At 64.2% G+C, this 25,531-nt stretch carries 32 protein-coding genes and 1 pseudogene; 16 read left to right on the top strand and 17 right to left on the bottom strand.

Annotated features, from left to right (window positions below; genetic code table 11):
* Window positions 1–29 precede the first annotated feature (29 nt).
* Entirely contained in the window at window positions 30–1,397 is a 1,368-nt protein-coding gene (locus MU521_RS10425) for a hypothetical protein (protein ID WP_092692473.1), read from the bottom strand.
* Window positions 1,398–1,637: 240 nt separating this feature from the next.
* Here MU521_RS10425 and MU521_RS10420 point away from each other — a divergent pair, with 240 nt between their 5' ends.
* From MU521_RS10420 to MU521_RS10405, 4 genes are all read left to right on the top strand, one after another.
* Window positions 1,638–2,033, top strand: a complete 396-nt coding sequence (locus tag MU521_RS10420) for a YlbF/YmcA family competence regulator (RefSeq protein WP_092692475.1) — start codon at window positions 1,638–1,640, stop codon at window positions 2,031–2,033.
* A gap of 93 nt (window positions 2,034–2,126) precedes the next feature.
* Window positions 2,127–2,957, top strand: coding sequence for an MBL fold metallo-hydrolase (locus MU521_RS10415; RefSeq protein WP_092692478.1), 831 nt, complete (start codon window positions 2,127–2,129; stop codon window positions 2,955–2,957).
* A 111-nt stretch (window positions 2,958–3,068) separates the two neighbouring features.
* Window positions 3,069–4,349, top strand: coding sequence for a coiled-coil domain-containing protein (locus MU521_RS10410; RefSeq protein WP_092692481.1), 1,281 nt, complete (start codon window positions 3,069–3,071; stop codon window positions 4,347–4,349).
* Window positions 4,350–4,391: 42 nt separating this feature from the next.
* Complete coding sequence (locus MU521_RS10405; RefSeq protein WP_092692484.1) at window positions 4,392–5,288, top strand: phosphoribosyltransferase HisG-related protein; 897 nt, start codon at window positions 4,392–4,394, stop codon at window positions 5,286–5,288.
* Window positions 5,289–5,318: 30 nt separating this feature from the next.
* Here the strand turns inward: MU521_RS10405 and MU521_RS10400 are convergent, their stop codons facing one another.
* Entirely contained in the window at window positions 5,319–5,969 is a 651-nt protein-coding gene (locus tag MU521_RS10400; protein WP_175452861.1) for a helix-turn-helix domain-containing protein, read from the bottom strand.
* A 361-nt stretch (window positions 5,970–6,330) separates the two neighbouring features.
* Here MU521_RS10400 and MU521_RS10395 point away from each other — a divergent pair, with 361 nt between their 5' ends.
* Window positions 6,331–7,221, top strand: a complete 891-nt coding sequence (locus tag MU521_RS10395) for a universal stress protein (RefSeq protein ID WP_092692485.1) — start codon at window positions 6,331–6,333, stop codon at window positions 7,219–7,221.
* 4 nt (window positions 7,222–7,225) lie between these two features.
* On the opposite strand, the gene MU521_RS10390 is transcribed toward MU521_RS10395, so the two are convergent.
* Window positions 7,226–8,512: a M20 family metallopeptidase gene (locus MU521_RS10390; protein ID WP_394327225.1), complete on the bottom strand. Its 1,287-nt coding sequence runs from the start codon at window positions 8,510–8,512 to the stop codon at window positions 7,226–7,228.
* A complete protein-coding gene (locus MU521_RS10385) occupies window positions 8,509–8,730 on the bottom strand; it encodes a YgaP family membrane protein (RefSeq protein WP_092692491.1) in 222 nt (73 codons plus the stop codon). The genes MU521_RS10390 and MU521_RS10385 overlap by 4 nt, the downstream gene beginning before the upstream one ends.
* Window positions 8,731–8,920: 190 nt before the next feature.
* Here MU521_RS10385 and trxA point away from each other — a divergent pair, with 190 nt between their 5' ends.
* Entirely contained in the window at window positions 8,921–9,325 is a 405-nt protein-coding gene (gene trxA / locus MU521_RS10380; RefSeq protein ID WP_092692494.1) for a thioredoxin, read from the top strand.
* A gap of 102 nt (window positions 9,326–9,427) precedes the next feature.
* On the opposite strand, the gene MU521_RS10375 is transcribed toward trxA, so the two are convergent.
* The 3 genes from MU521_RS10375 to MU521_RS10365 all read right to left on the bottom strand — a co-directional run bounded on the left by MU521_RS10375 (window position 9,428) and on the right by MU521_RS10365 (window position 10,787).
* Complete coding sequence (locus tag MU521_RS10375) at window positions 9,428–9,832, bottom strand: helix-turn-helix domain-containing protein (protein WP_092692497.1); 405 nt, start codon at window positions 9,830–9,832, stop codon at window positions 9,428–9,430.
* A 101-nt stretch (window positions 9,833–9,933) separates the two neighbouring features.
* Window positions 9,934–10,533 (bottom strand): DsrE/DsrF/DrsH-like family protein, encoded by a 600-nt coding sequence (locus tag MU521_RS10370; protein ID WP_092692500.1) that lies wholly within the window; start codon window positions 10,531–10,533, stop codon window positions 9,934–9,936.
* Window positions 10,530–10,787: a sulfurtransferase TusA family protein gene (locus tag MU521_RS10365; protein ID WP_092692504.1), complete on the bottom strand. Its 258-nt coding sequence runs from the start codon at window positions 10,785–10,787 to the stop codon at window positions 10,530–10,532. The genes MU521_RS10370 and MU521_RS10365 overlap by 4 nt, the downstream gene beginning before the upstream one ends.
* Before the next feature lie 246 nt (window positions 10,788–11,033).
* On the opposite strand from MU521_RS10365, the gene MU521_RS10360 reads away from it, so the two are divergent.
* The 6 genes from MU521_RS10360 to MU521_RS10340 all read left to right on the top strand — a co-directional run bounded on the left by MU521_RS10360 (window position 11,034) and on the right by MU521_RS10340 (window position 15,104).
* Window positions 11,034–11,507: a YeeE/YedE family protein gene (locus MU521_RS10360; RefSeq protein ID WP_092692683.1), complete on the top strand. Its 474-nt coding sequence runs from the start codon at window positions 11,034–11,036 to the stop codon at window positions 11,505–11,507.
* Window positions 11,504–11,962, top strand: a complete 459-nt coding sequence (locus tag MU521_RS10355) for a DUF6691 family protein (protein ID WP_092692506.1) — start codon at window positions 11,504–11,506, stop codon at window positions 11,960–11,962. Before MU521_RS10360 ends, MU521_RS10355 begins: the two co-directional genes overlap by 4 nt.
* Window positions 11,963–12,205: 243 nt before the next feature.
* Window positions 12,206–12,418, top strand: coding sequence for a DUF7512 family protein (locus tag MU521_RS21820; RefSeq protein ID WP_432613033.1), 213 nt, complete (start codon window positions 12,206–12,208; stop codon window positions 12,416–12,418).
* Window positions 12,415–12,933, top strand: a complete 519-nt coding sequence (locus tag MU521_RS10350; RefSeq protein ID WP_092692509.1) for a TSUP family transporter — start codon at window positions 12,415–12,417, stop codon at window positions 12,931–12,933. Before MU521_RS21820 ends, MU521_RS10350 begins: the two co-directional genes overlap by 4 nt.
* Before the next feature lie 170 nt (window positions 12,934–13,103).
* Complete coding sequence (locus tag MU521_RS10345) at window positions 13,104–14,297, top strand: MBL fold metallo-hydrolase (RefSeq protein ID WP_092692512.1); 1,194 nt, start codon at window positions 13,104–13,106, stop codon at window positions 14,295–14,297.
* Between the two features lie 78 nt (window positions 14,298–14,375).
* A complete protein-coding gene (locus MU521_RS10340; protein WP_092692515.1) occupies window positions 14,376–15,104 on the top strand; it encodes a DUF2270 domain-containing protein in 729 nt (242 codons plus the stop codon).
* A 33-nt stretch (window positions 15,105–15,137) separates the two neighbouring features.
* On the opposite strand, the gene MU521_RS10335 is transcribed toward MU521_RS10340, so the two are convergent.
* The 8 genes and pseudogenes from MU521_RS10335 to MU521_RS10305 form a co-directional block, all read right to left on the bottom strand.
* Window positions 15,138–15,530 carry a winged helix-turn-helix domain-containing protein gene (locus MU521_RS10335; RefSeq protein ID WP_092692517.1) on the bottom strand — a complete coding sequence of 131 codons (393 nt, stop codon included), beginning with the start codon at window positions 15,528–15,530 and terminating at the stop codon, window positions 15,138–15,140.
* A 103-nt stretch (window positions 15,531–15,633) separates the two neighbouring features.
* Window positions 15,634–16,269 (bottom strand): helix-turn-helix domain-containing protein, encoded by a 636-nt coding sequence (locus tag MU521_RS10330; RefSeq protein ID WP_092692520.1) that lies wholly within the window; start codon window positions 16,267–16,269, stop codon window positions 15,634–15,636.
* 41 nt (window positions 16,270–16,310) lie between these two features.
* Window positions 16,311–16,667 carry a group I truncated hemoglobin gene (locus MU521_RS10325; protein ID WP_092692523.1) on the bottom strand — a complete coding sequence of 119 codons (357 nt, stop codon included), beginning with the start codon at window positions 16,665–16,667 and terminating at the stop codon, window positions 16,311–16,313.
* Between the two features lie 83 nt (window positions 16,668–16,750).
* A complete protein-coding gene (locus tag MU521_RS10320; protein WP_092692526.1) occupies window positions 16,751–18,319 on the bottom strand; it encodes an ABC1 kinase family protein in 1,569 nt (522 codons plus the stop codon).
* Window positions 18,320–18,455: 136 nt separating this feature from the next.
* A complete protein-coding gene (locus MU521_RS10315; RefSeq protein WP_092692529.1) occupies window positions 18,456–18,683 on the bottom strand; it encodes a DUF7511 domain-containing protein in 228 nt (75 codons plus the stop codon).
* 109 nt (window positions 18,684–18,792) lie between these two features.
* On the bottom strand, window positions 18,793–19,254 hold the full coding sequence (locus MU521_RS10310; RefSeq protein ID WP_092692532.1) for a pyridoxamine 5'-phosphate oxidase family protein: 462 nt from the start codon (window positions 19,252–19,254) through the stop codon (window positions 18,793–18,795).
* A gap of 119 nt (window positions 19,255–19,373) precedes the next feature.
* A pseudogene (locus MU521_RS21815) lies at window positions 19,374–19,445 on the bottom strand (DUF7560 family zinc ribbon protein); the annotation flags it as partial.
* Window positions 19,446–19,601: 156 nt separating this feature from the next.
* On the bottom strand, window positions 19,602–20,018 hold the full coding sequence (locus MU521_RS10305) for a universal stress protein (protein WP_092692535.1): 417 nt from the start codon (window positions 20,016–20,018) through the stop codon (window positions 19,602–19,604).
* A 155-nt stretch (window positions 20,019–20,173) separates the two neighbouring features.
* Between MU521_RS10305 and MU521_RS10300 the strand changes: the two genes are divergently transcribed.
* The 4 genes from MU521_RS10300 to rdfA all read left to right on the top strand — a co-directional run bounded on the left by MU521_RS10300 (window position 20,174) and on the right by rdfA (window position 23,085).
* On the top strand, window positions 20,174–20,326 hold the full coding sequence (locus MU521_RS10300; protein WP_175452862.1) for a DUF7560 family zinc ribbon protein: 153 nt from the start codon (window positions 20,174–20,176) through the stop codon (window positions 20,324–20,326).
* A 509-nt stretch (window positions 20,327–20,835) separates the two neighbouring features.
* Complete coding sequence (locus tag MU521_RS10295; protein ID WP_092692538.1) at window positions 20,836–21,219, top strand: DUF5805 domain-containing protein; 384 nt, start codon at window positions 20,836–20,838, stop codon at window positions 21,217–21,219.
* On the top strand, window positions 21,216–22,253 hold the full coding sequence (locus MU521_RS10290) for a tyrosine-type recombinase/integrase (protein WP_092692541.1): 1,038 nt from the start codon (window positions 21,216–21,218) through the stop codon (window positions 22,251–22,253). Before MU521_RS10295 ends, MU521_RS10290 begins: the two co-directional genes overlap by 4 nt.
* A gap of 214 nt (window positions 22,254–22,467) precedes the next feature.
* Entirely contained in the window at window positions 22,468–23,085 is a 618-nt protein-coding gene (gene rdfA / locus MU521_RS10285; RefSeq protein WP_349356959.1) for a rod-determining factor RdfA, read from the top strand.
* Between the two features lie 175 nt (window positions 23,086–23,260).
* Here rdfA and MU521_RS10280 read toward each other — a convergent pair whose 3' ends face one another.
* Both MU521_RS10280 and MU521_RS10275 read right to left on the bottom strand, forming a co-directional pair.
* Window positions 23,261–24,430: an acyl-CoA dehydrogenase family protein gene (locus MU521_RS10280; RefSeq protein ID WP_092692546.1), complete on the bottom strand. Its 1,170-nt coding sequence runs from the start codon at window positions 24,428–24,430 to the stop codon at window positions 23,261–23,263.
* 63 nt (window positions 24,431–24,493) lie between these two features.
* Complete coding sequence (locus MU521_RS10275; RefSeq protein ID WP_092692549.1) at window positions 24,494–25,507, bottom strand: alcohol dehydrogenase catalytic domain-containing protein; 1,014 nt, start codon at window positions 25,505–25,507, stop codon at window positions 24,494–24,496.
* Window positions 25,508–25,531 lie beyond the last annotated feature (24 nt).

Below are 25,531 nucleotides of genomic sequence, written 5' to 3'. Positions count from 1 at the left end.
TTCGGATACCGGGGGTCGCTAGCCAGAACTCAGACCGGCCTGCCGGATCGGTCCTCGCGGTCGTCCGGGTCGGTCCGGTCGAGATAGCGGTACAGCGGGACCGAGCCGACGCCGCTCAAGAAAAGGGAGAGGGCGAAAAACACGCCCCCGGTCCCCGCTCCGTTCACTACCTGCACGAGTGGCGCGAGCAACCCCTGCCGTTCAGGACCGCCCGGATAGAAACTCGAAACCGGTGCGGTCCCGTCGACGTAGCGGTCGAGCCAGCCGTCCATCCGGTGGCCGGCGACGGCGGCGACGGCGTCTTTGAAATCCCCGTACGTGACTGGCCCGTCGTGTTCGTTCAACCGCCGGAACACGTCCTCCAGCGAGCGCGCGCCGTCGGTCGAGAGCCTGACCTTTCGATCGACCAGTGCGAGAACGCGCGCGCCCTTCGTGTACGGGACCGTCGGGTCGTCCCAGGAGCCTGGCTCGGTCAGGGCAGCCGTCGTCGGGGCCCCGTCGATGTGAGCTTCCATCACGGCCCTGTCGATTCGTCCCTGTTCGTAGGCCAACCGTGCGGCGTAGTATTCGGCGCTGGCTTCCCGGAACCACCGCATATCCGCGGCGAGGACGAAGTCCTGCCGGGTGTGGACGTACTCGTGGAGCCACACGCTGTTGGGGTCGTCGAGCGGCGAGTCAGTGTTGATCCACGCCTCGTCGTGGACCGGGAACGACTCGCCGCCCCGACGGGCGGGACTCCCCAGCGCGAACAACACCACGTCGTCGCCACGGTCACCCACGTCCAACCGCTCGGCGGCGTCGCCGAGTGCCGGGAGGAGGTCGTCCTCGTCGGGACCGAGTTCGGTTCCCACGGGACTGACGATCCGGATTCCACCGTCGGCCGCGGTGACTGACACGGAACGCTGGTCGCCCACCAGTACGTACCGGTTGCTCACGGTGGCCCGGGCCGAGGAAGTGCGTCCGTCGGCGAACAGTCGGCGGCGCTCGACCCGTTCGCCTGCCGAGGCCCACCGGAGTTCCACCAGCGGCACCCGACCCAGCAACCACGACTCGGTCGCGAAGTACTCGCCGCCTTCGGTGGGACGGTCGGTCGCCGCGGTCGTCGTCCGGATACGGACGCTCGCCGTGGCGCTATCGCCAGCCCGCCGCACCCACGTCCGCCCGTCGCGGCGGGTGGTCGCCATCCCGTCGGCCTCGACGACCGTAGCGTCCCGCCCGACGACGAGTTTGACACGCTCGTACTCTGACAGTCCGGCGAGCGTGAGGTCGTATCGGAGCGTCCCGGACCCGCCCACTCGCTCGACGGTCGACGTGACTGCCGGCCCGTCCACCGTGGTCGCGTTCGGACTCCCCTCGGCGGGGGCTGCGGCCGCACTCCCAGCCGCGACGACCGTCAACCCAAGAATCAATAATATAAAAGCTGTGACGGTGCGGAGAGATACGACAGATAGCATCGAATTACGTCCGTTAAAGGATGATTCTCTTCGCCGACTAAAGCAGTGACTTTCAAAATATCGAAACTGATATTTTTAGCGCCCCGTCGAGTCGGGTGTGGCCTGCCGTGGTCCCGCTCCGGTGGGGCTGTGTGGGCCGACGGTTCGGCAGGTTGAAACCGCTGAAGCACGTAGCCAATGGCGATGAGCATCGAAACGGAATCCGGCGAGTCCGCCCAGTCGACAGTCGACCAGCTCAGCCGCGACCTCGGCGAGGCCATCGCCGATCTCCCGGCCTACCAGCGCTTCGAGGAGGCCAAAGAAGCCGTCGAGAACGACGAGGAGGCACAGGAGAAGATCCAGGAGTTCGAATCGTTCCGCGAGGAGTTCATGCTGGCCCGCCAGACAGGCGAGGCGACCCAGGAAGACCTCCGTGAACTGCAGTCCAAACAGGAGGCCCTCCACGACATCCCGGTGATGGCCGAATTCCTGCAGGCACAGAACGAACTCGAACTCCGTCTCCAGGAGATCAACGAGACTATCTCCGAGCCTCTGCGGATCGACTTCGGCCAGAAGGCCGGCGGCTGTTGCGAAGACTGAGTCTGGACTCCCAGTCCGTTTTCTTCCCGATGCCGTGGTCCCCAGCGCCGCCTGGGTCGAAATCCTCTTTGGCGGCCCGGCGGACCCACCGACATGGTGCACAGCGACTGGGGCGATTGGCTGCCCGCGGCCGTCGCCGACGCCGACCCCGACGGACTGTCGATCTGGTATCTCGGTTGCAACGGGTTCGTCCTGAAGGCCGACGACGGGACCACCCTCTTTATCGACCCGTACCTCGGCACCGGGGACCCGCCCCGGACCGTGCGGATGATTCCGGTCCCGTTCGAGCCGACCGACGTGCGCGAGGCCGACGCCGTCCTCGCGACTCACGAACACTCGGACCACGTCCACGGCCCGAGTCAGGCCCCGATCCTCGCCGGAACCGATGCCGACTACGTGGGCCCCGACGACTCCCTGGCCGTCGCCGAGTCCGAGGGCTGGACCGACGAGTGGGCCGTCGACGACGATCAGTTCCGCGAGGTGAGCGACGGCGACACCTTCGAGGTGGGTAGCCTCCGCATTCACGTCGAGCCCGCGAACGACCCCGACGCGACCCATCCTGTGTCCTACGTCTTCGATCACGACGCCGGGACTTTCTTCCACGGTGGCGACGCCCGTCCCGGCGAGGCGTTCGAACGCGTCGGCGCGGCCTACGACATCGACCTCGGAGTTCTCGCGTTCGGTTCGGATGGCCAAATTCCCGACAAGCAGACCCGGGAACCCAAGTACACCAAGTGGTATAGCGACGAGACCCAAATCTGCGAGGCCGCCCGCCAGCTCGAACTGAATCGGTTGCTCCCTACCCACTGGGACATGTGGAAGGGGCTCACTGCGGACCCGACGACATTACACGATCACGTCCGGAGTCACGAGTATCCGCGGCGGCTCGAAATCGTCGAGATCGGGGACCGAGTCGACCTGTAACCGGTCGTTATTGCGAGCCAACGGGCGAACGTCGAAGGCGGTTGTGAGTGCCTACCACGCGGTGAGAAACGGTACGTAGCTTTAATACCGTTGGTTACCCGAAGTGTAAGCATGAGCGAATCGCAAAATTACGAGGAGGTGACCGTCGCCTCGAACGGACTCACCGTGATCAAGACGTTCGAGGCCGACGCGTTTCCTGTCCCCGCGATCGCGTTTCGGATCAACTCGGACAGGACCGAAGCGGTGACGGTCAGGCTCGTCGACGACGTGCCGGAAAACGTCGCTGTGGAGGATCTGGGGTTCCATCCGGAGTACGGCAGCGAGTACTGGACCATCGAAGACGACGAAATTACCTTCGAGCGAGAGATCGAAGCCGAAGAGCAGTACACGACGGTCTACGGCATCCGGGCTACGGGGACGGACAACGTCGAACAGTTCCTCACCGAACCCGAGATCGCCGAGGTCGATCCGCCACTGGAGGGCGAAGACGGTGTCGTCGGGGGGAGCGGTAGCGACGTGGTGCGTGACGTTATCTCCGGGAACGCCGACTCCGTCCCCGGCCTTGAAGACGAGGAAGCAGAGGAGGAAGACATCGGCACGCTCGATCTCACCGATCCCAACGCGGAGGGAGCCGAAGCGGATCCGGACGAAGTAGACCTCCTGGGCGACGAAGACGAGACCGACGAGGAAGCGGAAGATGCGGCCGAGACCGAGGCCGAGGACGCCGACGAAGAGGAGTCGAAAGAACCCGACGAGCAGGAAGCAGACACCGGAGAGGAAACCGAAGCGGAGTCCGACGAGACCGAAGACACCGAGCCAGACACCGGCGGGTCGCTCGATGTCGAAAGCGTCGCGTCGGCGCTCGCCACCGAGATCGAGGAAGGCGAGGTCGACGACGACGATCTCGAAGTCCTTCGGTCCGAACTCGAAATCGAGAGCAGCGGTGGGACCGGCGGTGCCGTCGAGGCACGCATCGAGAAACTCCAGAGCGACGTGACGGAACTCGACGCATACGTGGACGCACTCGAAGAGTTCCTCGAGGAGAACGGAACTGGCCAGGACCTCATCGAGGGTCTGCAGGAAGACGTGTCGAACCTCGAAGACCAGCTCGGGGGGCTGGAAGACGACATCGAGGACAACACCCAGCAGGTGTCCGCACTGGAAGACAGCGTCGAGGGCATCCAGGGTGACCTGCAGTCGCTGAAAGGTGACGTGAAAGACGTGGACGACGATATCGACTCGATCCAGGGCGCTATCGACGATCTCGAAGATGAACTGGACGACATCGACGAGGTCGACGACCGCGTCGACGACATCGAGGACGACATCGTGGAACTCAAAGAGTGGCGCGAACAGCTCAGCAACGTGCTGGGCGCGGCCGACAGCGACTAGAAACCGGCGGCGTTTTACTCTCGGCTCGCGACCTGTTCGATAATGACTACTGTCCGCGTCGCCGTCCCGCGCAAGGGACGGCCGCTGGAGGCCGTCTTCGAACGGCTCGCGGCCCGGACGGGCACGACCGATCTCGCCGACGACGTCATCTCGACGCTCCAGTACGAGAAAGCGATCACCAAGGGGAACCAGACCGCCGAGCGTGACGTGTACGACCGGCTTTCGGCCTACTCCGACACCGACGACCCATTGGCCCCGGAGTTCACGCTTCTGCGTGACGACCGCGCGGGGATGCCCCGCCGGATCGTCTTCGACAGTCTCACACTCGATCTCGACGGATACGACCTCCAGCTCGTCGGGCGCGAGGAACCGTTTCGCGCACTCAGGACCCACGAGTTTGCGCTCGGGTTCGACAGCGCCGACCTGGTACTGGAAGAAGTGGTCGGACTAGACCCCGAACCGCTGACGGGACTGGACGAGGTAAACGAACGGATCGATCCCCGCGACACGGACGTCCGGATCGTCTCCGGCCTCGGCGACACCGTCTGGCACACGCTTCTGGCGACACCGGAGACCCGACGGCAACTCGACACCGATCTGGACCGGTCGTTCGTCGACACCTACGAAGGAAACCTCTGTATCTCACCCCGATACGAACGCCTGGTGGAGGCAGTCCTCGGGACCGATGCCATCGAAGGCATCGAATTCACTTATCCCGACGAAGGGGCCGTCGAGGAGGCGGCCATCGCGGAGACGGGACTCGGCGTGTACCTGACCGTCACTGGATCGACGGCCCACGACTACGGCCTGGAACTCGGCGAGCGGTTGTTCCCGAGCGAGACGGTGCTGCTCGAAAATACCGCGGAGACCACGGACGCGACCGAACGGGCGACCGACCTGTTCGTCGGTGCAGACCTGGAGACCAAGCTCGCGAGTTAACCGGGCTGCGACCCAGTCCGACCCGTCCGATCACTGTGGCGCGATGGCAGTGAGGATCCTCGCCTCGATTTTCCGGAGATGTTCGCCGACGGTGCCGTCCGAACGGTCGAGGTAGTCGGCAACGTCGCGCTGTGTCGCCTCTCGCGGCGTCCGATAGTACCCGACCTCGAGTGCCGCCAGAAGTGTCTCCTGCTGGCGCTCGGTGAGTTGCGCGTAGAGCCGTTCGGACTCCGGTTCGTACTCGCCGAGCTGTCGCAGTTCCACGTCGATGGTCCCGGGGACGTTCGCCAGCGCCGCCTGGAACGTGTCGGCCTGTCCGATCACCAGTGCGCGGACGCGTCCGTCGTCAGTGTACTCGATGGGCATGTCGAGGATGAGTCCGCTCGTCCGGACGAATTCGAGCAGTTCGGTCAGTTCCTCGCTCGGTTCGAAGTGTGCGTAGACGGTGATCCGGTCCGTCCCGGCCGAGATCTGGTAGTCGATGAGCGCGTCGTCGGCCGCCGTGATCTCCCTGACGCGGTCGACGTTCCCGGACATCTCGTAGAGTGTCGTCGCCGTCCCGTCGTCGAGCAGGTCGAGGTGGTGGAGTTGCTCGCGGCTGATGTCGTCGGCCGCCGCCAGCGCCGCCTCGGTCGGCGACGTCGGCTCCAGCAGCGTGAGGACGAGCTGCGCGTATCGCATGGTGACAAGTGAGAAGTCGAACACATAAACGCACCCGTCGGTCATGCAGTGAGCGTCCCGTCCAGGCGACGAGGGCGACCGTGGGCAGTGGCGATCAGACGCGATTTCCTCAGGTCCTCCGGAGGAAGTTGCGGACGAGAATCCGCTGTTTCGATATAGCAGTATAAAGTTTACAAGTGCTGTCTCAAACGCCCGGCTGTCGATAAATACTTCGAATCTGAGTAAATAATTCGGGCCTGGCCTCGAAATGTGTGCCAGCAGGGGTATGGTTCGGGCAACGACGAGCGGCGACTCGTACTTCCGTCTGATGAGAACGGCACCCCCGCTTTTTGTACTCCCGAGACGTACCCTCGAAGAACGGATGTACGAGCGTATTCTCATACCGACTGACGGAAGCGATCACGCGATACGCGCGGCCGAACACGCGATGGCGCTCGCACGGGCGTTCGACGCGACAGTACGCGTGATCGGCGTCGTCGATATACAGGGAGCGGCGGGGCCGTTCGATGCGGGCGGCGTCGACGATGCGTTCGTCGAGAACCAGAAATCACAGGCCCGTGAAGCTATCGAGGCGGTCGAAGCCCTTACCGATCAGCGTGTGGATGCGGCCGTCCTCGAGGGGACGCCCGCGACCGCTATCGTCGACGACGCTGCAGAGTTCGACGCGGACCTGATCGTGATGGGGACCCACGGCCGCACGGGGGTGCATCGCTACGTGGTCGGGAGCGTCACCGAGCGCGTCGTCCGGCTCGCCGACGCACCCGTGCTGACGGCCCGAGCGGGTGTCGAACTCGGCCCCGCTGGCGACTGTGACGACGTGTTGATCCCCACTGACGGGAGCGACTTGGCCACCGTGGCCGTCGACCACGGGATCGCGATCGCCGAACAGTTCGACGCCCGGGTTCACGCGGTCTCCATCGTCGACGTGGGCGACCTCGCAGCACGGGTGGAGTACACGCCACCGGCCGAGGCGCTCGAACGGGTGCGCGACGAACGGACCGATGCGACAGAAGCAATCGCCGACCGCGCACGTGCAACTGGCCTCGACGCACGAACCGAGGTCCGGGAGGGGTTCCCGGCGGAGGATCTGATCGAGTACGCGGGCGAGGAGGGAATCGATCTACTCGCGATGGGGACACACGGCCGGACCGGGCTGAATCGGTTCCTGCTCGGGAGTACCACCGAACGGATCATCCGCCACGCCGAGGCACCGGTCCTCGCCGTGAACGCCGGAGAAGACGCCGACGAGTAGGGAGCTAGTCCCTCGAGCCACCGGGCTGTTCGGCGTCGAGATGGTACGGAAGCGTCGCGTAGACGAGCGCGTTGTCCTGGAGCGCGTCGACGGTGGTGTACTCGTCGACGGCGTGGACGGTGTCGGTGCCGATCCCGAACTCGACGGTCGGGATCCCGGCGTTGCGGAGTTTCTTCGCGTCGCCACCACCGGTCGCGCTTCGGCGGTAGATCCGGTCCTCGGTCACGGCTGTTGCCGATTCTGTCACGGCACCGACCAGCGGGCTTTCGAGTGATTCGTGGGTCCCGACGCTCCAGGAAACGTCGTCGATCCGGATCCCGTCACAGTCGGCCGCACAATCACGGATGCGCCGGAGAACGTCTCGGGTCTGGATACCCGCCGTCAGCCGGATGTCGAGTCGTGCCGTCGCGGACGCCGGGACGCTGTTGACGCTGTCGCCACCCTCGATGGTTCCGAGGTTGATCGTCGGATACTCGAACAGTTCGCGTGCGACCGTTTCTCCCATAATCGGGGCGTAGTACTCGACGGATTCGGCGACGAGCGGCTCGATCTCCGGATCCAACTCCAGCCGCTGGGTGCCGAACTCCCGACGGATCCGTTCGACGGCCTCGTAGAGGCGGTCGATGGCGTTTTCTCCCAACACGGGTCGAGACCCGTGGGCGGCGGTGCCGTCGGCCGCCAACGTCAGCCACACGCTGCCCTTGTCCGCGACGGTCACGGAGTGGCGGTCGCCGTCGCAGGTCGTTTCCCCGAGCACGCACCAGTCGGCGTCGAGCCGGTCGCTGTCGAGTAGCGTCGGGATCCCCGGCTCACCGGCGACCTCTTCGTCGCTCACGAACGCGAACTGTAGCGTCACCGGCGGCGTCGTCCCGGTCTCGACGTAGGCCGTGGCGACCCCCAGCATCGCCGCGAGCGCGCCCTTCATATCCGTCGCCCCGCGGCCGTAGATCCGGTCTCCGACACGTTCACCGAGGGGGTCGTGGCTCCATCTCGCCGCGTCGTAGGGGACCGTATCGAAGTGCCCGTTGTACAGCAGCGTGCGGTCCGACTCGCCAGGCATCGTCGCCAAGAGGTTCGGCTTGGCGGGATCGGCGACGACTCGCTCGGTCTCGATCCCGAGCGACTCGAACTGCGACTCCACGGCGTCCGCCAGGCGAGCGGTCTCCCCCGGCGGATTGGCCGTGTCGAACGAAAGCAGGTCCAGTACCCGTTCCACGGTAGCCTCGACCCCGTCCACTACGGCATCCGTCAGCCTCGCCGGTGGTCGGTCGCCTGCCATCCCGGCGGTCAGCCCTCCGCCTCGCACGTATCGATTCCCGCGCCCGCGTAAATGGGACAACGCTGTGTCGTCCCGGTGACTACCAGTACCGCGCCGATGGCAACGATCAAGGCACCGACGGCGGCGCCAGCCGTCCAGTAGCCGCCGATGGCCGCGGCTCCCGCGATCGCGACGACCACACCGAACGCGATCCGAACTGTTCTGTCGAGGTTGCCGACGTTTCGCTCCATATTCGTAACTACGTGCCCCAGGGTATTGTACATTGTGGGTACATCTCACAACACCGTCACGTCCAGAACTCCGGAAGACCCTGGATACGCCGTCATCTGATGAAAACGGACTCGAACTCTAGAACCTACCCAGTAGTATTGTGACAACTGTACAAAACAGATAAGTATGGTCGGCACGTAGCAGGGGGTGATGAGCGAGAACCGATCCATCGACGAGATCAAAGAAGAGAAGATCGAGAAACTGCGCGAATCGGCCGACGGGAGCGCCGCCGGGTCGCCGTCCGAGCCGGTCCACGTCGGCTCACCGGGCGACCTCTCGGAGACCGTTGACCGGAACGACGTTGTCCTCGTGGACTTCTACGCGGACTGGTGTGGGCCGTGTAAGATGCTCGAACCGACCGTCGAGGAGCTCGCGGCCGAGACCGAGGCGGCCGTCGCGAAGGTCGACGTCGACCGGAACCAGCAACTCGCCGGCCAGTACGGCGTGCAGGGTGTGCCCATGCTCCTCCTGTTCGCCGACGGGGAACCCGTCGAGAAGCTGGTCGGCGTCCAGAGCAAAGACGACCTCGCCGGGCTGATCGACGCGTACAGTTAACCGGTCCCGTTCCTGCTCGGATCGCCCTCTGAAGCCGCTGGAACGGGTGTCACGGTGCCCGGAGAATACCGACACTCGATTGGCGGGCCCTTGCGCGCAGTGTTACGACTCTGACGGTGTGGTCGGGGGCGCTTCGTCCTCGTACTTGATGCGAAACTCCTGGATCAGCTGGCCGATCTGGGCGTACCAGTCGTTGAGGAGTCGTTGCATGTCGTCAGTGACCTCCTCGGGGTCCGCTGGGTAGTAGACGTGGTAGTACCCGCCCTGCTCGTAGTTGATCTGTTCTTTCTGGACGAGGCCGGTCTGGAGCAGACGCTGGATCGAGCGGTAGGCCGTCGAGCGTTCCCGCTCGACGCGGTCGGCGATCTCGTCGACGGTCAATCGCTCGTCGCTCGCCGCGAGCGTCTCGAAACACTCCCTGTCCAGGTCTTTGAGGCCGTGGAGACACTCCAGAAGACCCTCACACTCCATATCCTGGCGCAACATTTCCGCCATCGAGTCTGGCATGTGTGTACGTAGTCGACCTGACGCTAAAAGAGTTATGTACGTTCCATACAACACTCCGCCGAGCGTGCGAGCGGCGGTGTGGCCGCGAAACAGTAGGTGGGTCAGACCAGCAGCTGGATGTCGGCGTCGGCCATCTGGTCCAGGGCCGTGGCGGCACCGACGCCGACGGTAACGTCGTCGTAGAACTCGTCCTCGTCGTAGTCCATCAACTCGACGGTCATCTGGCAGGCCTGCATCTCGACGCCCATGTCGAAACAGGTCTCCAGTAGCTCCTCGATGCTGGCCGTCTCGTTGTCGGCGATGCGCTTGCGCATCAGCTTCGTCGTCACGCGATCCATTCCCGGGAGCGAGGCGATGGCGTTCGGGACGGGCATGTTCGGGTTCCCGACCGAACTCATCTGGAGGTCCGTGGAGCGGTCCTCGTGGAGGATGTCGAGTCCCCAGAACGTGTGGAAGACGGTCACGTCCCAACCGAACGCGGCGGCCGTCGACGCGAGGATCAACGGCGGGTAGGCCATGTCCAGCGTCCCCTTGGTCGCGATGATGACCATCGACTTCTGGCCGTCGTCGACTTCGGTCTCGATGGCCGCCAGCTGGTCTTCGAGTTCCTCGACGCGGGTGCGGAGCGCCTCCAGTTCGGCCTCGTCCGCGTCCGGTTCCGGCCCGTCGGCGTCGGCACTGTCGTCCGTCTCGGTACTCATTCCTCCACCTGCACGTAGTGCACGTAGACGGTCTCGTCGCCGTCCTCGCGTTCCGCCTGGTCGAGCAGGGCGACACCGTCTGTCCCGCCGGCCCAGCCGTCGATGTCGCTCACGCTCCCGGAGTCGGTCGCGACGACCTCCAGCACGTCGCCACCGCCGAGGTCGTCGACCGCCTGCTTCGTCTTCACGACCGGCATCGGGCACGAGAGTCCTTTCACGTCCAGCGTCTCGGTGACGGCTGCTTCGTAGCTCATGTTGTGTCCTCGATGTACAATACTGTGCCCGACCTTGATAATTGTGTCGTTCGTATACACAACCAAATGGAGAAAGAATCGTATCGGGGATTCGAGGCGCTTCTGGAGTGGTATGTGTGGCAGTAGTATTGTACAACAAATGGTTTACTATGCAAATCCTTTTGCCGGAGCAGGTGATACGGACGGGTGAGACATGCCCAGAAATCGACCCGGTTCGGCGGTTCGCTCGGGCGGGGTGACCCGGCGATGATCGGCGCCGAGCTGTTCCCGAACGGCATCGCGCGGTACCTGATCGGCGGTCTGCTCATCGGTGGCGGTGCGGCGGTGATCTACCTCGCGACCGGTATCATCGCGGGCGCGAGTACCTTCCTCGAATCGACGCTCTCGTACGTGTCGGGCGTCCCGCGGTTCAACCGATTGCCCCACGTCACGTCTCGTGACTGGCGCGTCGTGTTCACGCTCGGGATCGTCCTCGGGGCCGGCGTCTACGCACTGCTCTGGCAGGGCGGTGCCTGGACCACCGAGGTCCAGTGGTGGCGACTGCTCGGCGGTGGCATCCTCGTCGGTGTCGGGACCCGCCTCGGAAAGGGCTGTACGTCCGGCCACGGCGTCTGTGGCGTCGGCTCGCTGTCCCAGACCTCCATCGTCAACGTCGCGACGTTCATGGCCATCGCCATCGGGACCGCCCAGCTGGTGCAGGCCGTAGGGGTGTCGCCATGAGCGACCGCGGCCCCGCGTTCTACCTGGCCATCCTCGTCGGCGGGCTGATCTTCGGCTTCGGGCTCGCCTACAGCCACATGGCCCGCCCCGAGGTCGTCCTCGCTTTCCTCCAGTTCGAGGACCTCGGCCTGCTGTTCGTGATGGGCGGAGCGGCCGTGGTGACGGGCATCGTCTTCACTCTCGCGACGAACACCCTCGACCACGCGCCGATCACGGGCAAGGAGTACGTCCGCCGTGTGAAGTCGTTCGACCGTAACGTCGTCGTCGGCGGCGTCGTCTTCGGCGCTGGCTGGGGACTCTCCGGGATCTGTCCCGGTGCCGCCTACGCCAGCGTCGGCATCGGCAACTGGCCCATCCTCTGGGCCGTCGCCGGCATGTTCCTCGGCGCGTACGCGCAAGGCCGACTACGCTCGCGCATGGCCGATTCGAGCGCCGGCCCCGCCACGGCCGACTGAGTCGCCTTCCCCCGTCCCGCTCTCGCGCGCGAGGGTGTTCGATCCCGTCACGTATCTCCACCGACCCTCCGCGAGCGCTCTGCCGACCGCCCGTAGCTACGCGTAACTTGTCCGTCGGTATCGGTCGGTTATGACGGTATAGTATTGTAGGGAAAAACAAAACCGTAATTTACCAGCTCCGACTGGGGATTCGCGTGCAGAATTTCAACTTTGTCGCAAGACTAACGGTACAAGTGAGTACCGATTTTCGGAATTGAGACGCTCACCGGGAATGCGCAGGCGGCCGTCCCGGTCGGCATCGTTCTCGTCGAGGACCCGTTCCTGGACGTCGGCAACGGCGGGCTAGTGACGGCACTGGGGCCGCGGTACAGACGCGTTCTCGAAGGACAGTGCGCGGTGCTGGACGCGATCCTGATGGGGTGTCAGGCACCGGAGAACGGAGGTGTCGAGAGATGATGGAGCTGTTCGGCGTGAGCGCGGCGTTGCTCGCGAGGTTCACGAGCTTCGGTCTGCTCATCGGTACGCTGTTTGGCTTCTTCGGGATGGGTGGGTCCTTCCTCGTCACGCCGGCCCTGCTGGTCATGGGCTACGAACCCAACGTCGCGGCCGGGGCCGACCTGTTGGAGATCGTCTTCTCCGGCGGGATGGGCTCTTTCCTCTACGCCCAGTCCGGTGCGGTCGACCTGAGCATCGTGGTCCCCCTGCTGGCCGGGAGCGCGCTCGGCGCTCGACTCGGTGCGGCGGCGACGAGCCTGGTCGAGGAGGATATCAAAGTCTACTTCGGTATCATGCTCCTGCTGGGCGCTGTCGCCGTCGCCGTCCGGCAGTTCGGTGGCGTGCTGGAACTGCCGATCCTCGACGAAACGAGCCTTGCGATCACCCTCGGAGCCGCACTGCTGGTCAGCGCCGCCGTCTCCTACAGTGCCGTCCGCGAACTGCGCCGCGAGGCTGGCAAAAGAATCGTCGCGTAAGACACCTGTCACTATCCGAACTTCTTCTGCATTGCCCATTGTTTGCAATACAATTTGCCCCATCTCTTCGTCACTACGACTACGTTAGCCGCAGACGCGGCGGCACGAATTATAATATTGCACAATTTGCACAAGGTATATGAGCATCGGACGTGTACCGGTGAGTGTACATGGACCCAGACGACTTTCCGACGCCGGATGTCGAGGTCGACGCAATCGAACCGAACGAGCTGAAGCGACGGATCGACGACGGTGAGTCGGTGACGATTCTCGACGCCCGGATGGAGAGCGACTTCGAGGAATGGCACGTCGACGGGGATTCCGTCGAGATCGCTAACGTGCCGTACTTTCACTTCCTCGACGAGGCGGTCGACGAGGATCTGCTCGATCGGGTGCCCGAGGGTGATCCGCTGGTCGTCCTCTGTGCGAAGGGCGGCGCGAGCGAGTACGTCGCCGGTCGGCTAGCCGAAGCCGGCCGTGACGTGGTCCACCTCGAGGAAGGAATGAACGGCTGGGCTCGGATCTACGAGCGCGAGCCGGTCTCGCGTTACGACGGGCCCGGCGACCTCTATCAGTACCAGCGCCCCTCCAGTGGCTGTCTGGGCTACCTGCTAGTCTCCGATGGCGAAGCGGCCGTCGTGGACCCGCTGCGAACGTTCACGGACCGCTACCTCGACGACGCGGCCGATCTCGGCGCCGACCTGACCTACGCCTTCGACACGCACATCCACGCCGATCACATCAGCGGCGTGCGCGCGCTCGACGAGCGCGGCGTCACAGGCGTGATCCCTGGGGCGGCCCGTCAGCGCGACGTGACCTACACCGACGACCTCGAAACGACCGCGGACGGTGACGCCTACGCGGTCGGTGCGGCCACAGTCGAGACGATCCACACCCCGGGTCACACGAGCGGGATGACCTCATACCTGTTCGGGGAGAGCCTGCTGGCCACCGGCGACGGCCTGTTCGTCGAGAGCGTCGCCCGACCGGACCTCGAAGAGGGTGACGAAGGCGCGCCAGACGCCGCGCGCCAGCTCTACGAGACCCTCCAGACGAGGGTCCTCACGCTGGACGACGACGTGCTGATCGGCGGCGCACACTTCAGCGACGCCGCCGAATCGGCCGAAGACGGCACCTACACCGCACCCATCGGCCAGCTTGAAGCCGAGATGGACGCGCTCACGATGGACGAGAACGAGTTCGTCGACCTGATACTCTCGGACATGCCGCCCCGTCCTGCTAACTACGAGGACATCATCGCGACGAACCTCGGCCAGCGGACGGCCGACGACGAGGAAGCCTTCGAACTCGAACTCGGACCGAACAACTGTGCGGCCAGCCAGGACGCCCTCACCGGCGACTGATCGCGCCACCACAGCCCACAGTTTTGATACAAGTGGACAGTATTCACGTGACTATGCGACAACGCGCGAGGGATCGGCATGACTGACCACTCGTCGGACGAGCGGGCGGGCGAGGAGACGCTCGACGACGACCACCGGCGGCTCGACCCGCGTGTCGGTGCGGGGCTGCTCGACCGTGAGATGGGCCCGAGTTCGGCCATGGCGCACCTCTACCGTGGCGAGATCCACCGGATGAAGCTGTGGCGCGAGCGGCTGGACCGAACGACCAACTGGGCGGTCCTGCTGATCGCGGCCGTGTTGACGTGGGCGTTCTCCAGCGAGGCCAACCCCCACTACGTAATCCTCGTCGGCCACGCTGCGGTCGTGATGTTCCTGTTCATCGAGGCCCGGCGCTACCGGGCCTACGACGTGTGGCGCTCCCGCGTGCGAAAGCTGCAGGAACACGTATGGGCCGTCGGGCTCGATCCGAACCAAGACCTCGAAGATAGCGACTGGCGCGAGGAACTCGCCGAGGACTACCGCACACCCCGGCTACAGATCTCCACGGAAGAGGCCATCGCCCACCGGCTCCGGCGGGTCTACTTCCCGATCTTCACCGTGCTGAACGGCGCGTGGCTGCTTCGGGTGACCGCCTTCGCCGGCACCGACTGGCCCGCGAGCGCGGCTGTCGGGACGATTCCCGGGACCGTCGTCACTGCCATCGTCGCGATGTCGTACGTCGGTGCGCTCGTGATCTGTTGCCGCCCCCGGACCTGGCACACCCGCGGTGAGCTCCTCGACGAGGACCTCAGACAGAACGGAGAGTGATCGGCGACGGGACCGCACGGGACCGCAGTCGATTCAGCGGTCGCCGGGTGACCGTGCACGCTGGGTCACTTCGAGCCCCATCTCACCGCTGGCACCCAGCGACACGACCACGTCCTCGACTGTGCGGACGTACTCGCTGCTGTGTTTCCCGGTCGTGCAGAGGCGGGTGCGCTCCGCGAGCAGTCCGGCGTCTGTCAGGAGTTCGAGTTTGCGGTAGGTCGTCGAGAGCGGCAGGTCGCAGGTGTCCGAGACCTCGTTCGCCGAGAGTGCGTCCTCGCTGGTCGCCTCCAGAATGGCGCGGCAGTCCGCGTCGTCGAGCGCGTCGAGGACGTGCTGGACGTTCTCGGCACTGTCGACGGTGGTCACGTCGTTCGAGGTGGTCTCGGCGAACTTTACGGCCGAAACTGCGGACGGTGACTGACTCATACTAGTGACAATACCGTCGAGGGTGAGGAACTGACAGCCCAAGTATCCGGGATGGTTTATACGTGAGGCGAAGTCGTTCGGTTCTGGTTCAGGTTGGCCGTCGTCAGAGCAGGTCACCGAGCAGTTTCGTCTCGGCGGCCGAGAGGTGTTCGCGAAAGGTCGAGGGGTTGATGTCGAGTTCCGCGGCCACCTCCGTCGCGTTGGCCCGTCGCGGGTTCTCGAAGTAGCCCATCTCGTGTGCCGTCTCCAGCACTTCCAGTTGGCGGTCGGTGAGTTTGCTCCGGTCGACGAGGACGGAGTCCTCGGCGGTCTCGCCGGCCGGGGCCCGGACGAAGCGCTTGATGTTGATCTCCGGGAACCGCTCACGGAGTTCCCCGACGACGGTCTGGAGTTCGTCGTAATCGGCTGCGTGGAAAACGACCGTCAGTCGCCCCTCACGAGCGACGTACCGGGTGACGGGACAGCCGAATTGGCCGAGACACTCACAGGGACAGGTCACACCCTCGCCGTGAGCGATCCGGTATCGCGTGGTAGATCCGTGGGAGAACACCGGTTTGAGATCGCCCTCGGGTTCGTACTCCGCGTCGATCGAGAACTCCGTGGCACACTGAACGTCCGTCGAGGGACGGACACTGGTCGCTACCGAATCGACCGTCGTCTCCGCTTCGGTGGCGTGTTCCACGACCGGACAGATATCGGGCGTGGAAAACTCGACCGTCGCTCGTATCCCGGACGACATCGGTACCGAACGTTTTCCGGCAAGTCACTTCAGTGTACAGGTCACCCCGGGAGGCTGTCGAGCAATTCTTCCTCGTACGCGGCGACGGCCTCGACGACCGCCTCGGCGTCGTCCTCGGGCACGTCGAAGGCGGCGAGGCCCTCTCGCAGCAACCCGACCGCCCGCTCGATGTCCGCCGGTTCGAAGGGAACGTGCAGGTGTGCCTCCCGTACCGGCTCCGCATCGTACGTCTCCGGCCCACCGGCGGCCTCACAGAGGAAGTCCGTCTGCGTCCGGCGTAATCGCTCCACGTCCGCGGCCTCGAAGAACGGCCCCAGCCGCTCGTCGGCGACGAGTCGGTCGTAGAAGTCGTCGACGACAGCTCGAATGCCGTCTCTGCCGCCCAGCCGTTCGTACAGTGTCGTCTCGGACGTGTTCGGGGTCTTGGGATACCACGAAGAAAAACGACGCCGATCTTCTCACGCCCTGGAAACACCCCCTGTCAGGTAACTCGCCGAGCAACCAGATACGTCAGCGAGACGACGGCAGCCAGGACACCCGTGACGACCGCGTACGGACCGCTCTGGAACGTCAGGATCGACGCCGCGATGATGAGTGCGCCCGCCAGGACGGCGTACCCCAGGTGTCGATCCTCCGGCGACCGGCCGTCGGCCGGTTCGGTCCGGACGACCAGCTCGCCGCGCTCCAGCTGGTCCAGCGTCCGGTCGAGTCTCGCGGGGAGGCGCGTGAGCGCTGGCAGTGACCGCTGGGCGTCGGACCAGGCTTCCTCGACCATCCCTTCGAGTTCCCGTTCGATGAACCCCTGTTCGACGAGGAATCGGCGGATGACAACCAGAAAGTCGAACTCTGGGTCGAGCTGGCGACAGACTCCCTCGCCGACGGTGCCGACACGGACGAGCAACATCACGTCGGGCGGAATCCGGAATGGAAAGTCCTGCAACATCGTCGTCAACTCGGTGATGATCGCCCGCCAGGTAATCTCCGACCGGCCTTCGAGGTTCTCGATGACCAGTTCCAGCACGCGACCGACCTCGGCGCGGTCGACGTCGGGGTCGAGTACGTCCAGTGCGATCAGCGCGTCGACCAGTTCGTGAACGTCCCGCCTCACGAGCGCCCGGTAGAGGTCGACGATGTCCCCGCGTACGCGTTCGGGGAGCCGTTCGCTCATGCCGAAATCGTAGATCAACAGCTCCCCGCTCTCCGTGACTGAGAGGTTTCCGGGGTGTGGATCCGCGTGGAACACGCCGTCGACCAGCCCCATCTCCAGATACACCGTCGCGATCCGTTCGGCCATCTCGTGGGGGGTCACGTCCAGTCCGTCGAAGGCGTTCTCGTCGGTGATCTTGCGGCCTGTCAGGTAGTCCATCGCCAGGATACGCTCGGAGGACAGTTCCTCGTAGGCCGTCGGAACGACGACGCGCTCGTCGTCGGCGACGTTCGCACGCACGTCGGCCATGATCCGACGCTCCCGGTCGAAGTCGAGTTCGTCGAGGATGATCTCCTCGAAGTCGTCGGCGGCGTTGCGAATGGAGTACTCCTGACGTTCGTCGACGAAGACGCTGATCACCGGCACCAGCGCCCGGACCACCCGGAGGTCCCGCTCGATGATCGGCTTCAATCCCGGACGACGGACCTTCAGCGCGATCCGGTCGCCCTCGTACGCGACCGTATAGACGTACGCGAGCGAGCCGCCGGCGACGGTCTCCAGCGTCGAGAGGTCGAGGTCGTCCGCGAGTGCAGCCTCGACGACTGTACGCGGATTGCCACCTGCGTCTTCGGGGATTTCGTCCTGGAGTGTGGCGAACACGTCCGCATAGACGGGTGGGACGATATCGGGACGCGTCGAGAGCACTTGACCGACCTTGACGAACGCCGGACCGAGTTCGAGCATCGTGTCCCGCATCCGTTCGGCACGACGGCGGTGATCAGCCTCGTCGAGTCGTCTCGGTCCACCGAACAAGAGGAACCGACGCCGGTCCCTGAGGACGGCGACGGCGAACGGCAGAAACCGAATCACAACGACCAGATACCGGCGAAGGAACCCGATCATCGCCTCTGAGAACCCGTCTCGTCTCTGTGTCGACAGTTCATGGTTTCACGTTCCAGTGATCTACGCATATCTGTGGGGGCTCCGTCTCTCGGGGCTTCCGGGGCCTTCTGGGGCCCCGCTGGCCGTCCGAACCGCGTTACCGCATCCGTTCGAGGCTCACGAACGATCCCTCCCGGGCGGTGATCCAGGAAGTCATCAGTTCCATCCCGCTCGCATCGGCCGGGTAGAGAGTACACTCGGCCGGATGGTCGCGGGAGACGACGATTTCGGCCGCGAGCGACACGGCGTCCGCCGCGTCATCTGCGGGGATCGGGAGCGGTGCCGCGTCTCGAACGTCGTCGTCGTCGGTCGCGTGTGTACTCATCGTGATTACCCTCGGGCCGCGTGGCTCGTTCGACCGGACGGCCGACTGGCGGATAATCCCCCAGTAACGTTCCCACGGATCGAGAAGTCGTCGGAGTGCAGCCGTTCCATCAGGACGATTCGAGTGCCTCGTCCACGTCGACGTGTCGTCCGCTCAGCTCGTCGGGATCGAGCTGGTAGAGCTGGATGTCGAGATCCTCCTTGGACTCGCCCCAGATCTCGAACAGCGGGCGTTTGGCCTCGCCGTACTGCTCGATGTGTTCGACGGTCAGCTCCGACCGCGGTATCTCTTCGAGTCTGCCGACTGCGACGACACTTCGGTAGACGCCGTGTTCGTTCTCGTAGACGACGAGACGCACCCGCGGCGTTGAACTCAAAAACTGCCGTTTCTCACTGCCGGGCGTCGAGACGAGACGAAGATAGAACCGTCGTTCGTCGCTGTCGTATCCGTACGAGATCGGGATCGCGTACGGCTCGTCGTCACGCGCCAGCGAGAGGACCCCCGTTTCGTGGCGGGCGAGGACCGTATCGGTCTCGTCCTCCGACAGCGATGTCTGCTGATCCAGAGCCATTTGTTCGCACCCCCACTACAGCAGTGTCCAATTAATACTTGTCCGTCCCACGGCGAGACTGTCGCGCAAGGCTGGCGCTTCCCCGCTCGCGACCGACGACGAGAACGCGCTTTCGACACGCTCGCCCCACAGACCACGCAGCCGTTTTCCACGAGTGGGTTCCGTACCGACCAGTTCACCGGGATCGACTCGCCACACTCCGGTCAGGCGAAGGTCCAGTTCGGTACAGCGGCCATAATAGCTCGTCCTACGCCGTCACCTGATAACGGCGATTCGCTTCCGCCGACGCAGTGGGAACAGCCGACTCGAAAAACGTCGACGAGCCGGTTTCCGACGGCCCGTTCGACTCAGGCGAGCTGTACCGGTCGGTCACACCGGTCGACGACCCTGTTTGCGACGCTCCCGATGTGGTGGCCGGTCTGTGACTGCCCCTGTTTGCCGAGCAATGTCAGGTCGGCGTCGACCTCGTCGGCGTACGCGACGATTTCCTCGTGGGGTTCGCCGTGGCAAGTCTTCGTAACGATATCTACGTCCATCGCATCCGCTCGCTCGGCGACCTCGTCCAGATGTTCGCGCGCGCGGTCCTCGAGCTCTTCGAGGACCAGTTCCGTGCTGGACAGCGCCGGCTCGCCGTACCGGCCCGTATCGACGACCGAGATGACGTGGACGACGGCGTCGTCCCTGGACCCGAGACTCAATGCGTGTTCGATTCCCCGGTTCGCCGGTGCGCTTCCGTCAGTCGCAGCGAGTATTACGTCGTACATTGTTCCCCACGAGTGATCGTACAACGCGGTTCGCGATAAGCGCTCCAGTGATTCTTACGAGCTGAGAAACCCAGTCCCCGGCCAGCGAGCCCAATTCCCGCTCGGCTGGAAACAGAGGGCTTCATTTATCCCTTGGACGCATACACCCCGTACGGATGGTCGAAAACGGGGCCGCGGAGTATCGGTTCGTTTGCGACGAGTGCGGTGAGTCGCTGGAGGTCAACGACGCGATGCGTGAGACCCTCATCGAGAAAGGCTGTGTGATCTGCAGTGCCACCGTGACCAGTGCCGAGTTTTCAACCGAGTGATCGCCCCGCGCCGGGCCCATGGAACGTGACGGTATCCTAACCACTCTCTCCCTCGTAACGAGCATCGTCTTGCTTATAGCCAGATACGGTTTACACGACTAACCTGCGACGACCGCTGGCGGCAGCCTTTCGAGACTTCGTGTCCTCTGTCGTGGTCGGAGGTCCGTCACTGATGCCGACTGCTCGGATCACATATCGCGCAGAGAGTCGATTCCTCACGAGTGGCGCGGCGAGTGAAAGTGGGATTCACTGCAGGGCGAACTTCGGGCCATCGACCCTGGGGGTCAGGTCGATAGATGCCCTATCCCGCCCGTCCGGTGGTCGTCCGTACTCGTCGAGGGAACCAAAATAATATCCTGGCCTCTGGCACTACTGATGATCCACTGTAGTACTAAAGAGACAAATAATCAAAACTTGACGCCGGATAGAGAGTGCTACAGAACCAAATAAGGTCATTTATTCGCAGTAGTGGGAACAAGCTTTAGTCACCGGCGGTCGAGTAATCGAATATGTCTGCTGACGGTGATGTCGACACATCTCGGGCCAGCGTTCGGACGTACGTCCCGGCGTATCAAAAAGAGGAGTGGGACCGACAGGCCGACCGGATGGACATGAGTCTCAGCGAGTTCGTTCGGTCGATGGTTCAGGCCGGTCGTCGGGGCTTCGAGGGCGGCATCGATGGAGACACGTCCACAAATCCATCGGCCGAGAGCGATCAGGGTCTGGAGGCGCAGATCGTCGCTGAACTGCGCGAGCGGGGCTGTTGCTCCTGGGACGACCTCGTGACCGCCGTGACCGACGACATCGAATCGGAGCTAGAGCGGACTCTCCAGGAGAGCCAGCGCATTCAGCACAGCCCACGACAGGGCGGCTACGTTCTGGAGGATCGATGAGCCAGGCACAGTCCGCGGAAAATCCGGACGATCCAGTGGCGTACTTCCTCCAGGACATCGAATTCCAGGGCAAATCGGCCCGGACACGGAATTCCTACGACCGGGTTCTCCGGGAGTTCGAGACGTATCTCGACGCGAACGGGCTAGGAACTCTCGAGGAAGCGTCCTATCGGGACTGTATGTCCTGGATTCACACGCTCCGTGGCTCGCACGCGGAGAGTTCCATCGCGACCTACGCCTCCTACCTCCACCGGTTTTACTCGTACATGGTGCAGGTCGGCGTGTTCGACGCGAATCCGATGACCGTCGTCATCGAGGAGATGGACGAGTCGATCCACACCGATCCGACCAGGCGCGACCTCTCCGTGGAAGAGATGCGGGGATTCGTCGAGACGATCCAGCATCCGCTGGCCGACGCTATCGTGACGACGCTGCTCAAGACGGGGATGCGATCCGGCGAACTGTGCAATCTCGACGCTCGTGACCTCAACCTGGACGGCGTGGCCCTGTCGGACGACGGGATCGACGAGGTTCGACCCCAGTTACAGGGCCGTCCGGACTCCATCTACGTCGACGACGCACCCGCACGCGGTGAGCGAATCAACGGTGAGCGCCGCGACGCGTCGAACAAACGCAAACGTGCGACGGTCGTCCCCGTCGACGCGGAGCTGAAAGCGACACTGGAGCAGTGGCTCGCCGTCCGACCGGACCCCGTCTCCCCGGCCGAACCGGTATTCGTCAGCACGAGCCGTAACTGGGGCGAACGCGTCACTATCGACGCCGTCCACCACATCGTCGCCACGAACGCCGAACGCATGGGCTGGTACCGGACCGGCGGCGGGGCCGACGAGAACGTCACACCACACTACTTCCGACACTTCTTCACGACGCACCTCCGTGACCGGACGGGGGACCGTGGTATCGTCAAGTACCTCCGTGGCGACGTGGCGTCGGACGTAATCGACACATACACCCACAACTGGGGCAGTCGCGTCCGGGAAACCTACGAGACTCACATCTACTCACTGGTCTGAGCCGGGTTCCGCCAGTATATGTAAGAAGATATTTATTTTTACCTTGTCTAGTCGTGTCCACACCCGAACGCATAAACCCAATATCGCTATATACAATCACCTGTACCAGATCGTAGTCGAGCCAACCGAATATCAGTACAAGAACGGACGACGCTGGAAACGGTCCGGATGGTACTGGTTGCCGGGACCAGTGGAGCCAGTCACGCCAAAACCTATGTCTTCCGCCGGCATACGCCCGATCATGAGCGAATACGGGTGTAAGGTGTGTCGTGTGTTGGACGAGCGGGATATGGAGCAATACGAGGACCGGTTGGTCGACCAGTGGCAGGCCGACAAACCCCAGCGGAAGGGATACCGACAACTCGCGGAGTGGCTGAACACGATGATGCTGAGGCGCGAGATGGACCGCGCGGGGCTGTCGACGCTGGGCAACGAACCCGAATCGAAGTACGAACGGCTTCAGGATGACGACGAGACGGTCGCCGCCGAGGTCCGGACCGACCTTCGCAACGAAGGGATCGACGTGGAGAGCCTCCTCGTGGATTTCGTCTCCTACGGCGTCGTCCGCACCCACTTCAAGGAGTGTCTGGGTCTCGAACGCGACGTGGAACCGACCGACTGGGAAAAGGACGCGATCGAGTACACGCGTGACCACGCCACGAAAAAACTCGAAGACGCCGTTCGGTCGCTCGTCGGCAAGGGAAAACTGTCGGCCTGCGGTGACATCGACGTCCACGTCACGCTCGAAGTCGAGTGCGAGGGCTGTCACTCGCGCGTTCCGATCAGTCGCGCACTCCGTCGGGGATACGTCTCCCAGCAAGCGGAGGAGTAGCGGGTCGGTGATCTCGAAAACGGGAGGTGAGAGGGTCGAGACGTGGCCGATGCCGCAGGGACAACGCCACCATGGTTACCGATGGGCTGGACTGGGCACCGCGCCACCCGTTCATACTGGACCGAGACGTATCAATCAGTTCAGGACGTGCCACCTTTGCCGCTTTCCCAAGCCATCAGTACGACCGCGGCAGGTCGAGGACGTGCTGGCCGATGTAGTTTTTCACCATCTCGTTGGAGATGGGCGCGATGACGTTGATCATCGTCTCGCGCCAGTACCGCTCGACGTCGTACTCCTGTGCGTAGCCCATCCCGCCGTGGACGCGCATCGCCCGCTCACAGGCTTCGAGGGCGTCCTCGCTGGCCCGTAGCTTCGCCGCGTTGGCCGCGGCTCCGGCGTCCTCGTCGTTGTCGTAGAGCCACGCGGCCTTTCGGACCGCCAGCTCGTCGAGTTCGAGTTTGCTCCAGGCGTCGGCCAGCGGGTGCTGGATCGCCTGGTACGAGCCGATGGCACTGTCGAATACCTCCCGTTCCCGGGCGTAATCGGATGCTTTCTCGACGGCGGCCTGCCCGATGCCGACCGCGTTCGCGGCGATACTGATCCGCTCGGAGTTGGCGAACGAGAGCAGGTAACTGAATCCGTCACCTTCCTCGCCGATGCGGTCCGCCGCGGGGACGCGCACGTCGTCGAACCAGACCTCGTTGGAGTCGGCCGCACCGCGGCCGGCCTTGGGAATTTCGCTGACTTCGACGCCGTCCATGTCCCGGTCGAACTCGGTGAAAAACAGGGACAGTCCGCCGAACCGGTCGCTCTCCTCGCGGGGCGCGGTGCGGGCGAGCAACATGATCACGTCGGCTTCCTGGGCCTTGGACGTCCAGATCTTCTGCCCGTTGACGACGTACTCGTCGCCGTCGCGCTCGGCGAACGTCTCGATCCGCGAGGTGTCGGTGCCCGCGTTCGGTTCGGTCACGCCAGTACAGACCATCACGTCGCCGTCCGCTATCTTCGGCAGGTACCGTCGCTTGTGTTCCTCGTCGCCGAACTCGACGAGCGGGGCCGTACTGAAGACGTGATGAGAGGTGATCGAGGTGCCGGCCATCGCCGCCCCTGAGCGGGCGATCTCCTGCTGGACCAGTGCGGCCTCCTGCACGCCGTACCCCTGCCCGCCGTACTCCTGTGGGATGGTGATGCCACACCAACCGTCGTCGGCGAAGGTGTCGAAAAACTCCCAGGCGAACTCGTGGTTCCGATTCTTCTCCCGCCAGTAGTCGTCGCCGAAGTCAGCACAGAGTTCCCGAATTTGCTCGCGAATCAGCCGTCGTTCCTGGCCCAGCTCGAAATTCATGGGTCGATATCACACACTCTGCCCGCATAAACCTGTGTGACGAGGAACGGTCTGGATCGCCGCTCACGTCTGTGGCGTAACGACAGCCTTCCCGAACAGATCCCGGCGGGTCATGTCGAGAAACGCCGCCGCGGTCTCGGCCAGCGGGTAGGTCTCGGCGACGACTGCCTCGATGGCGTCGTCGGCGAGAAACGAGAGGACGCGTTCGAGGTCGGGTTGTGTCCCCAGCGTGCTGCCTCGTACCGTCTTCTGATTCCAGTAGGTGTCCCAGAGGTCCAGTTCCGTGGTGTCGCCGGCCGTCCGGCCACAGACCACCTGTGTTCCGCCCCGACGGAGGACTTCCATGCCAGCGCGACCGTACGGGCCCCCGAGATGGTTGATCGTCACGTCCACGGGGCCGATATCCTCGACGCGGTCGACCATCTCGTCGGGGTCGTCGGTCTCCATCGTAACGTCGCATCCCAGTTCCCGGAGGCGTTCGAGTTTCCGCGCCGACGTGGACGTGCCGACGGTCTCGGCACCACGCAGCCCGGCCAGCTGGACTGTCGCGACGCCGACGCCACCCGTGGCACCGGGGACGAACACACGGTCGCCGGCGGTCACGGACGCCCGTTCGAGCATCCGCCAGGCGGTCATGTAAGCGATAGGGAGCGTCGCCGCGTCCACGAAGTCGACGCCGTCCGGGAGCGCGACCAGGCGGTCGGCCTCGACGGCCGCTCGTTCGGCGAACCCGCCGTCGTAGCTGTCGTACTCGGCACACAGGTTCTCGGGGCCCTCCCGACAGTACCGACAGGTCCCGCAGGTCAGGACCGGACACAGCAGGACGCGATCGCCGGATTCGACCGACGGCCCCCGACGGCCCGGTTCGACCCGTTCGACGACGCCGGCGACGTCGGCACCACCGACGAATCCGTCGCCGGTTTCGCGAGTCCCACGGAGTTTCCAGAGGTCGCGATGGTTGACCGAACACGCCTCGACGCGAACGATGGCCTGTCCCGGATCGGGGTCCGGGTCCGGGACGGTCTCGACGGTGAGGTCTGCGGGATTGCCGGAGTCGGGGTAGACAGCAGCACGCATACCAGCGTCTGTGATGGCACGAAT

Source organism: Halorientalis regularis (assembly GCF_023698535.1).
Lineage (GTDB): Archaea > Halobacteriota > Halobacteria > Halobacteriales > Haloarculaceae > Halorientalis > Halorientalis regularis.
Note: the sequence above shows the minus strand (reverse complement) of the source record. Positions and strands in the feature narration are given on the sequence as shown.

What these genes read in the sequence shown, in the direction of transcription:
- MU521_RS10420 (WP_092692475.1), top strand. Translation starts at nt 1,638, where the DNA reads ATGAGCATCGAAACGGAATCCGGCGAGTCCGCCCAGTCGACAGTCGAC.
- MU521_RS10415 (WP_092692478.1), top strand. Translation starts at nt 2,127, where the DNA reads ATGGTGCACAGCGACTGGGGCGATTGGCTGCCCGCGGCCGTCGCCGAC.
- MU521_RS10410 (WP_092692481.1), top strand. Translation starts at nt 3,069, where the DNA reads ATGAGCGAATCGCAAAATTACGAGGAGGTGACCGTCGCCTCGAACGGA.
- MU521_RS10405 (WP_092692484.1), top strand. Translation starts at nt 4,392, where the DNA reads ATGACTACTGTCCGCGTCGCCGTCCCGCGCAAGGGACGGCCGCTGGAG.
- MU521_RS10400 (WP_175452861.1), bottom strand. Translation starts at nt 5,969, where the DNA reads ATGCGATACGCGCAGCTCGTCCTCACGCTGCTGGAGCCGACGTCGCCG.
- MU521_RS10395 (WP_092692485.1), top strand. Translation starts at nt 6,331, where the DNA reads ATGTACGAGCGTATTCTCATACCGACTGACGGAAGCGATCACGCGATA.
- MU521_RS10385 (WP_092692491.1), bottom strand. Translation starts at nt 8,730, where the DNA reads ATGGAGCGAAACGTCGGCAACCTCGACAGAACAGTTCGGATCGCGTTC.
- trxA (WP_092692494.1), top strand. Translation starts at nt 8,921, where the DNA reads ATGAGCGAGAACCGATCCATCGACGAGATCAAAGAAGAGAAGATCGAG.
- MU521_RS10375 (WP_092692497.1), bottom strand. Translation starts at nt 9,832, where the DNA reads ATGCCAGACTCGATGGCGGAAATGTTGCGCCAGGATATGGAGTGTGAG.
- MU521_RS10370 (WP_092692500.1), bottom strand. Translation starts at nt 10,533, where the DNA reads ATGAGTACCGAGACGGACGACAGTGCCGACGCCGACGGGCCGGAACCG.
- MU521_RS10365 (WP_092692504.1), bottom strand. Translation starts at nt 10,787, where the DNA reads ATGAGCTACGAAGCAGCCGTCACCGAGACGCTGGACGTGAAAGGACTC.
- MU521_RS10360 (WP_092692683.1), top strand. Translation starts at nt 11,034, where the DNA reads ATGATCGGCGCCGAGCTGTTCCCGAACGGCATCGCGCGGTACCTGATC.
- MU521_RS10355 (WP_092692506.1), top strand. Translation starts at nt 11,504, where the DNA reads ATGAGCGACCGCGGCCCCGCGTTCTACCTGGCCATCCTCGTCGGCGGG.
- MU521_RS10350 (WP_092692509.1), top strand. Translation starts at nt 12,415, where the DNA reads ATGATGGAGCTGTTCGGCGTGAGCGCGGCGTTGCTCGCGAGGTTCACG.
- MU521_RS10345 (WP_092692512.1), top strand. Translation starts at nt 13,104, where the DNA reads ATGGACCCAGACGACTTTCCGACGCCGGATGTCGAGGTCGACGCAATC.
- MU521_RS10340 (WP_092692515.1), top strand. Translation starts at nt 14,376, where the DNA reads ATGACTGACCACTCGTCGGACGAGCGGGCGGGCGAGGAGACGCTCGAC.
- MU521_RS10335 (WP_092692517.1), bottom strand. Translation starts at nt 15,530, where the DNA reads ATGAGTCAGTCACCGTCCGCAGTTTCGGCCGTAAAGTTCGCCGAGACC.
- MU521_RS10330 (WP_092692520.1), bottom strand. Translation starts at nt 16,269, where the DNA reads ATGTCGTCCGGGATACGAGCGACGGTCGAGTTTTCCACGCCCGATATC.
- MU521_RS10320 (WP_092692526.1), bottom strand. Translation starts at nt 18,319, where the DNA reads ATGATCGGGTTCCTTCGCCGGTATCTGGTCGTTGTGATTCGGTTTCTG.
- MU521_RS10315 (WP_092692529.1), bottom strand. Translation starts at nt 18,683, where the DNA reads ATGAGTACACACGCGACCGACGACGACGACGTTCGAGACGCGGCACCG.
- MU521_RS10310 (WP_092692532.1), bottom strand. Translation starts at nt 19,254, where the DNA reads ATGGCTCTGGATCAGCAGACATCGCTGTCGGAGGACGAGACCGATACG.
- MU521_RS10305 (WP_092692535.1), bottom strand. Translation starts at nt 20,018, where the DNA reads ATGTACGACGTAATACTCGCTGCGACTGACGGAAGCGCACCGGCGAAC.
- MU521_RS10300 (WP_175452862.1), top strand. Translation starts at nt 20,174, where the DNA reads ATGGTCGAAAACGGGGCCGCGGAGTATCGGTTCGTTTGCGACGAGTGC.
- MU521_RS10295 (WP_092692538.1), top strand. Translation starts at nt 20,836, where the DNA reads ATGTCTGCTGACGGTGATGTCGACACATCTCGGGCCAGCGTTCGGACG.
- MU521_RS10290 (WP_092692541.1), top strand. Translation starts at nt 21,216, where the DNA reads ATGAGCCAGGCACAGTCCGCGGAAAATCCGGACGATCCAGTGGCGTAC.
- rdfA (WP_349356959.1), top strand. Translation starts at nt 22,468, where the DNA reads ATGTCTTCCGCCGGCATACGCCCGATCATGAGCGAATACGGGTGTAAG.
- MU521_RS10280 (WP_092692546.1), bottom strand. Translation starts at nt 24,430, where the DNA reads ATGAATTTCGAGCTGGGCCAGGAACGACGGCTGATTCGCGAGCAAATT.
- MU521_RS10275 (WP_092692549.1), bottom strand. Translation starts at nt 25,507, where the DNA reads ATGCGTGCTGCTGTCTACCCCGACTCCGGCAATCCCGCAGACCTCACC.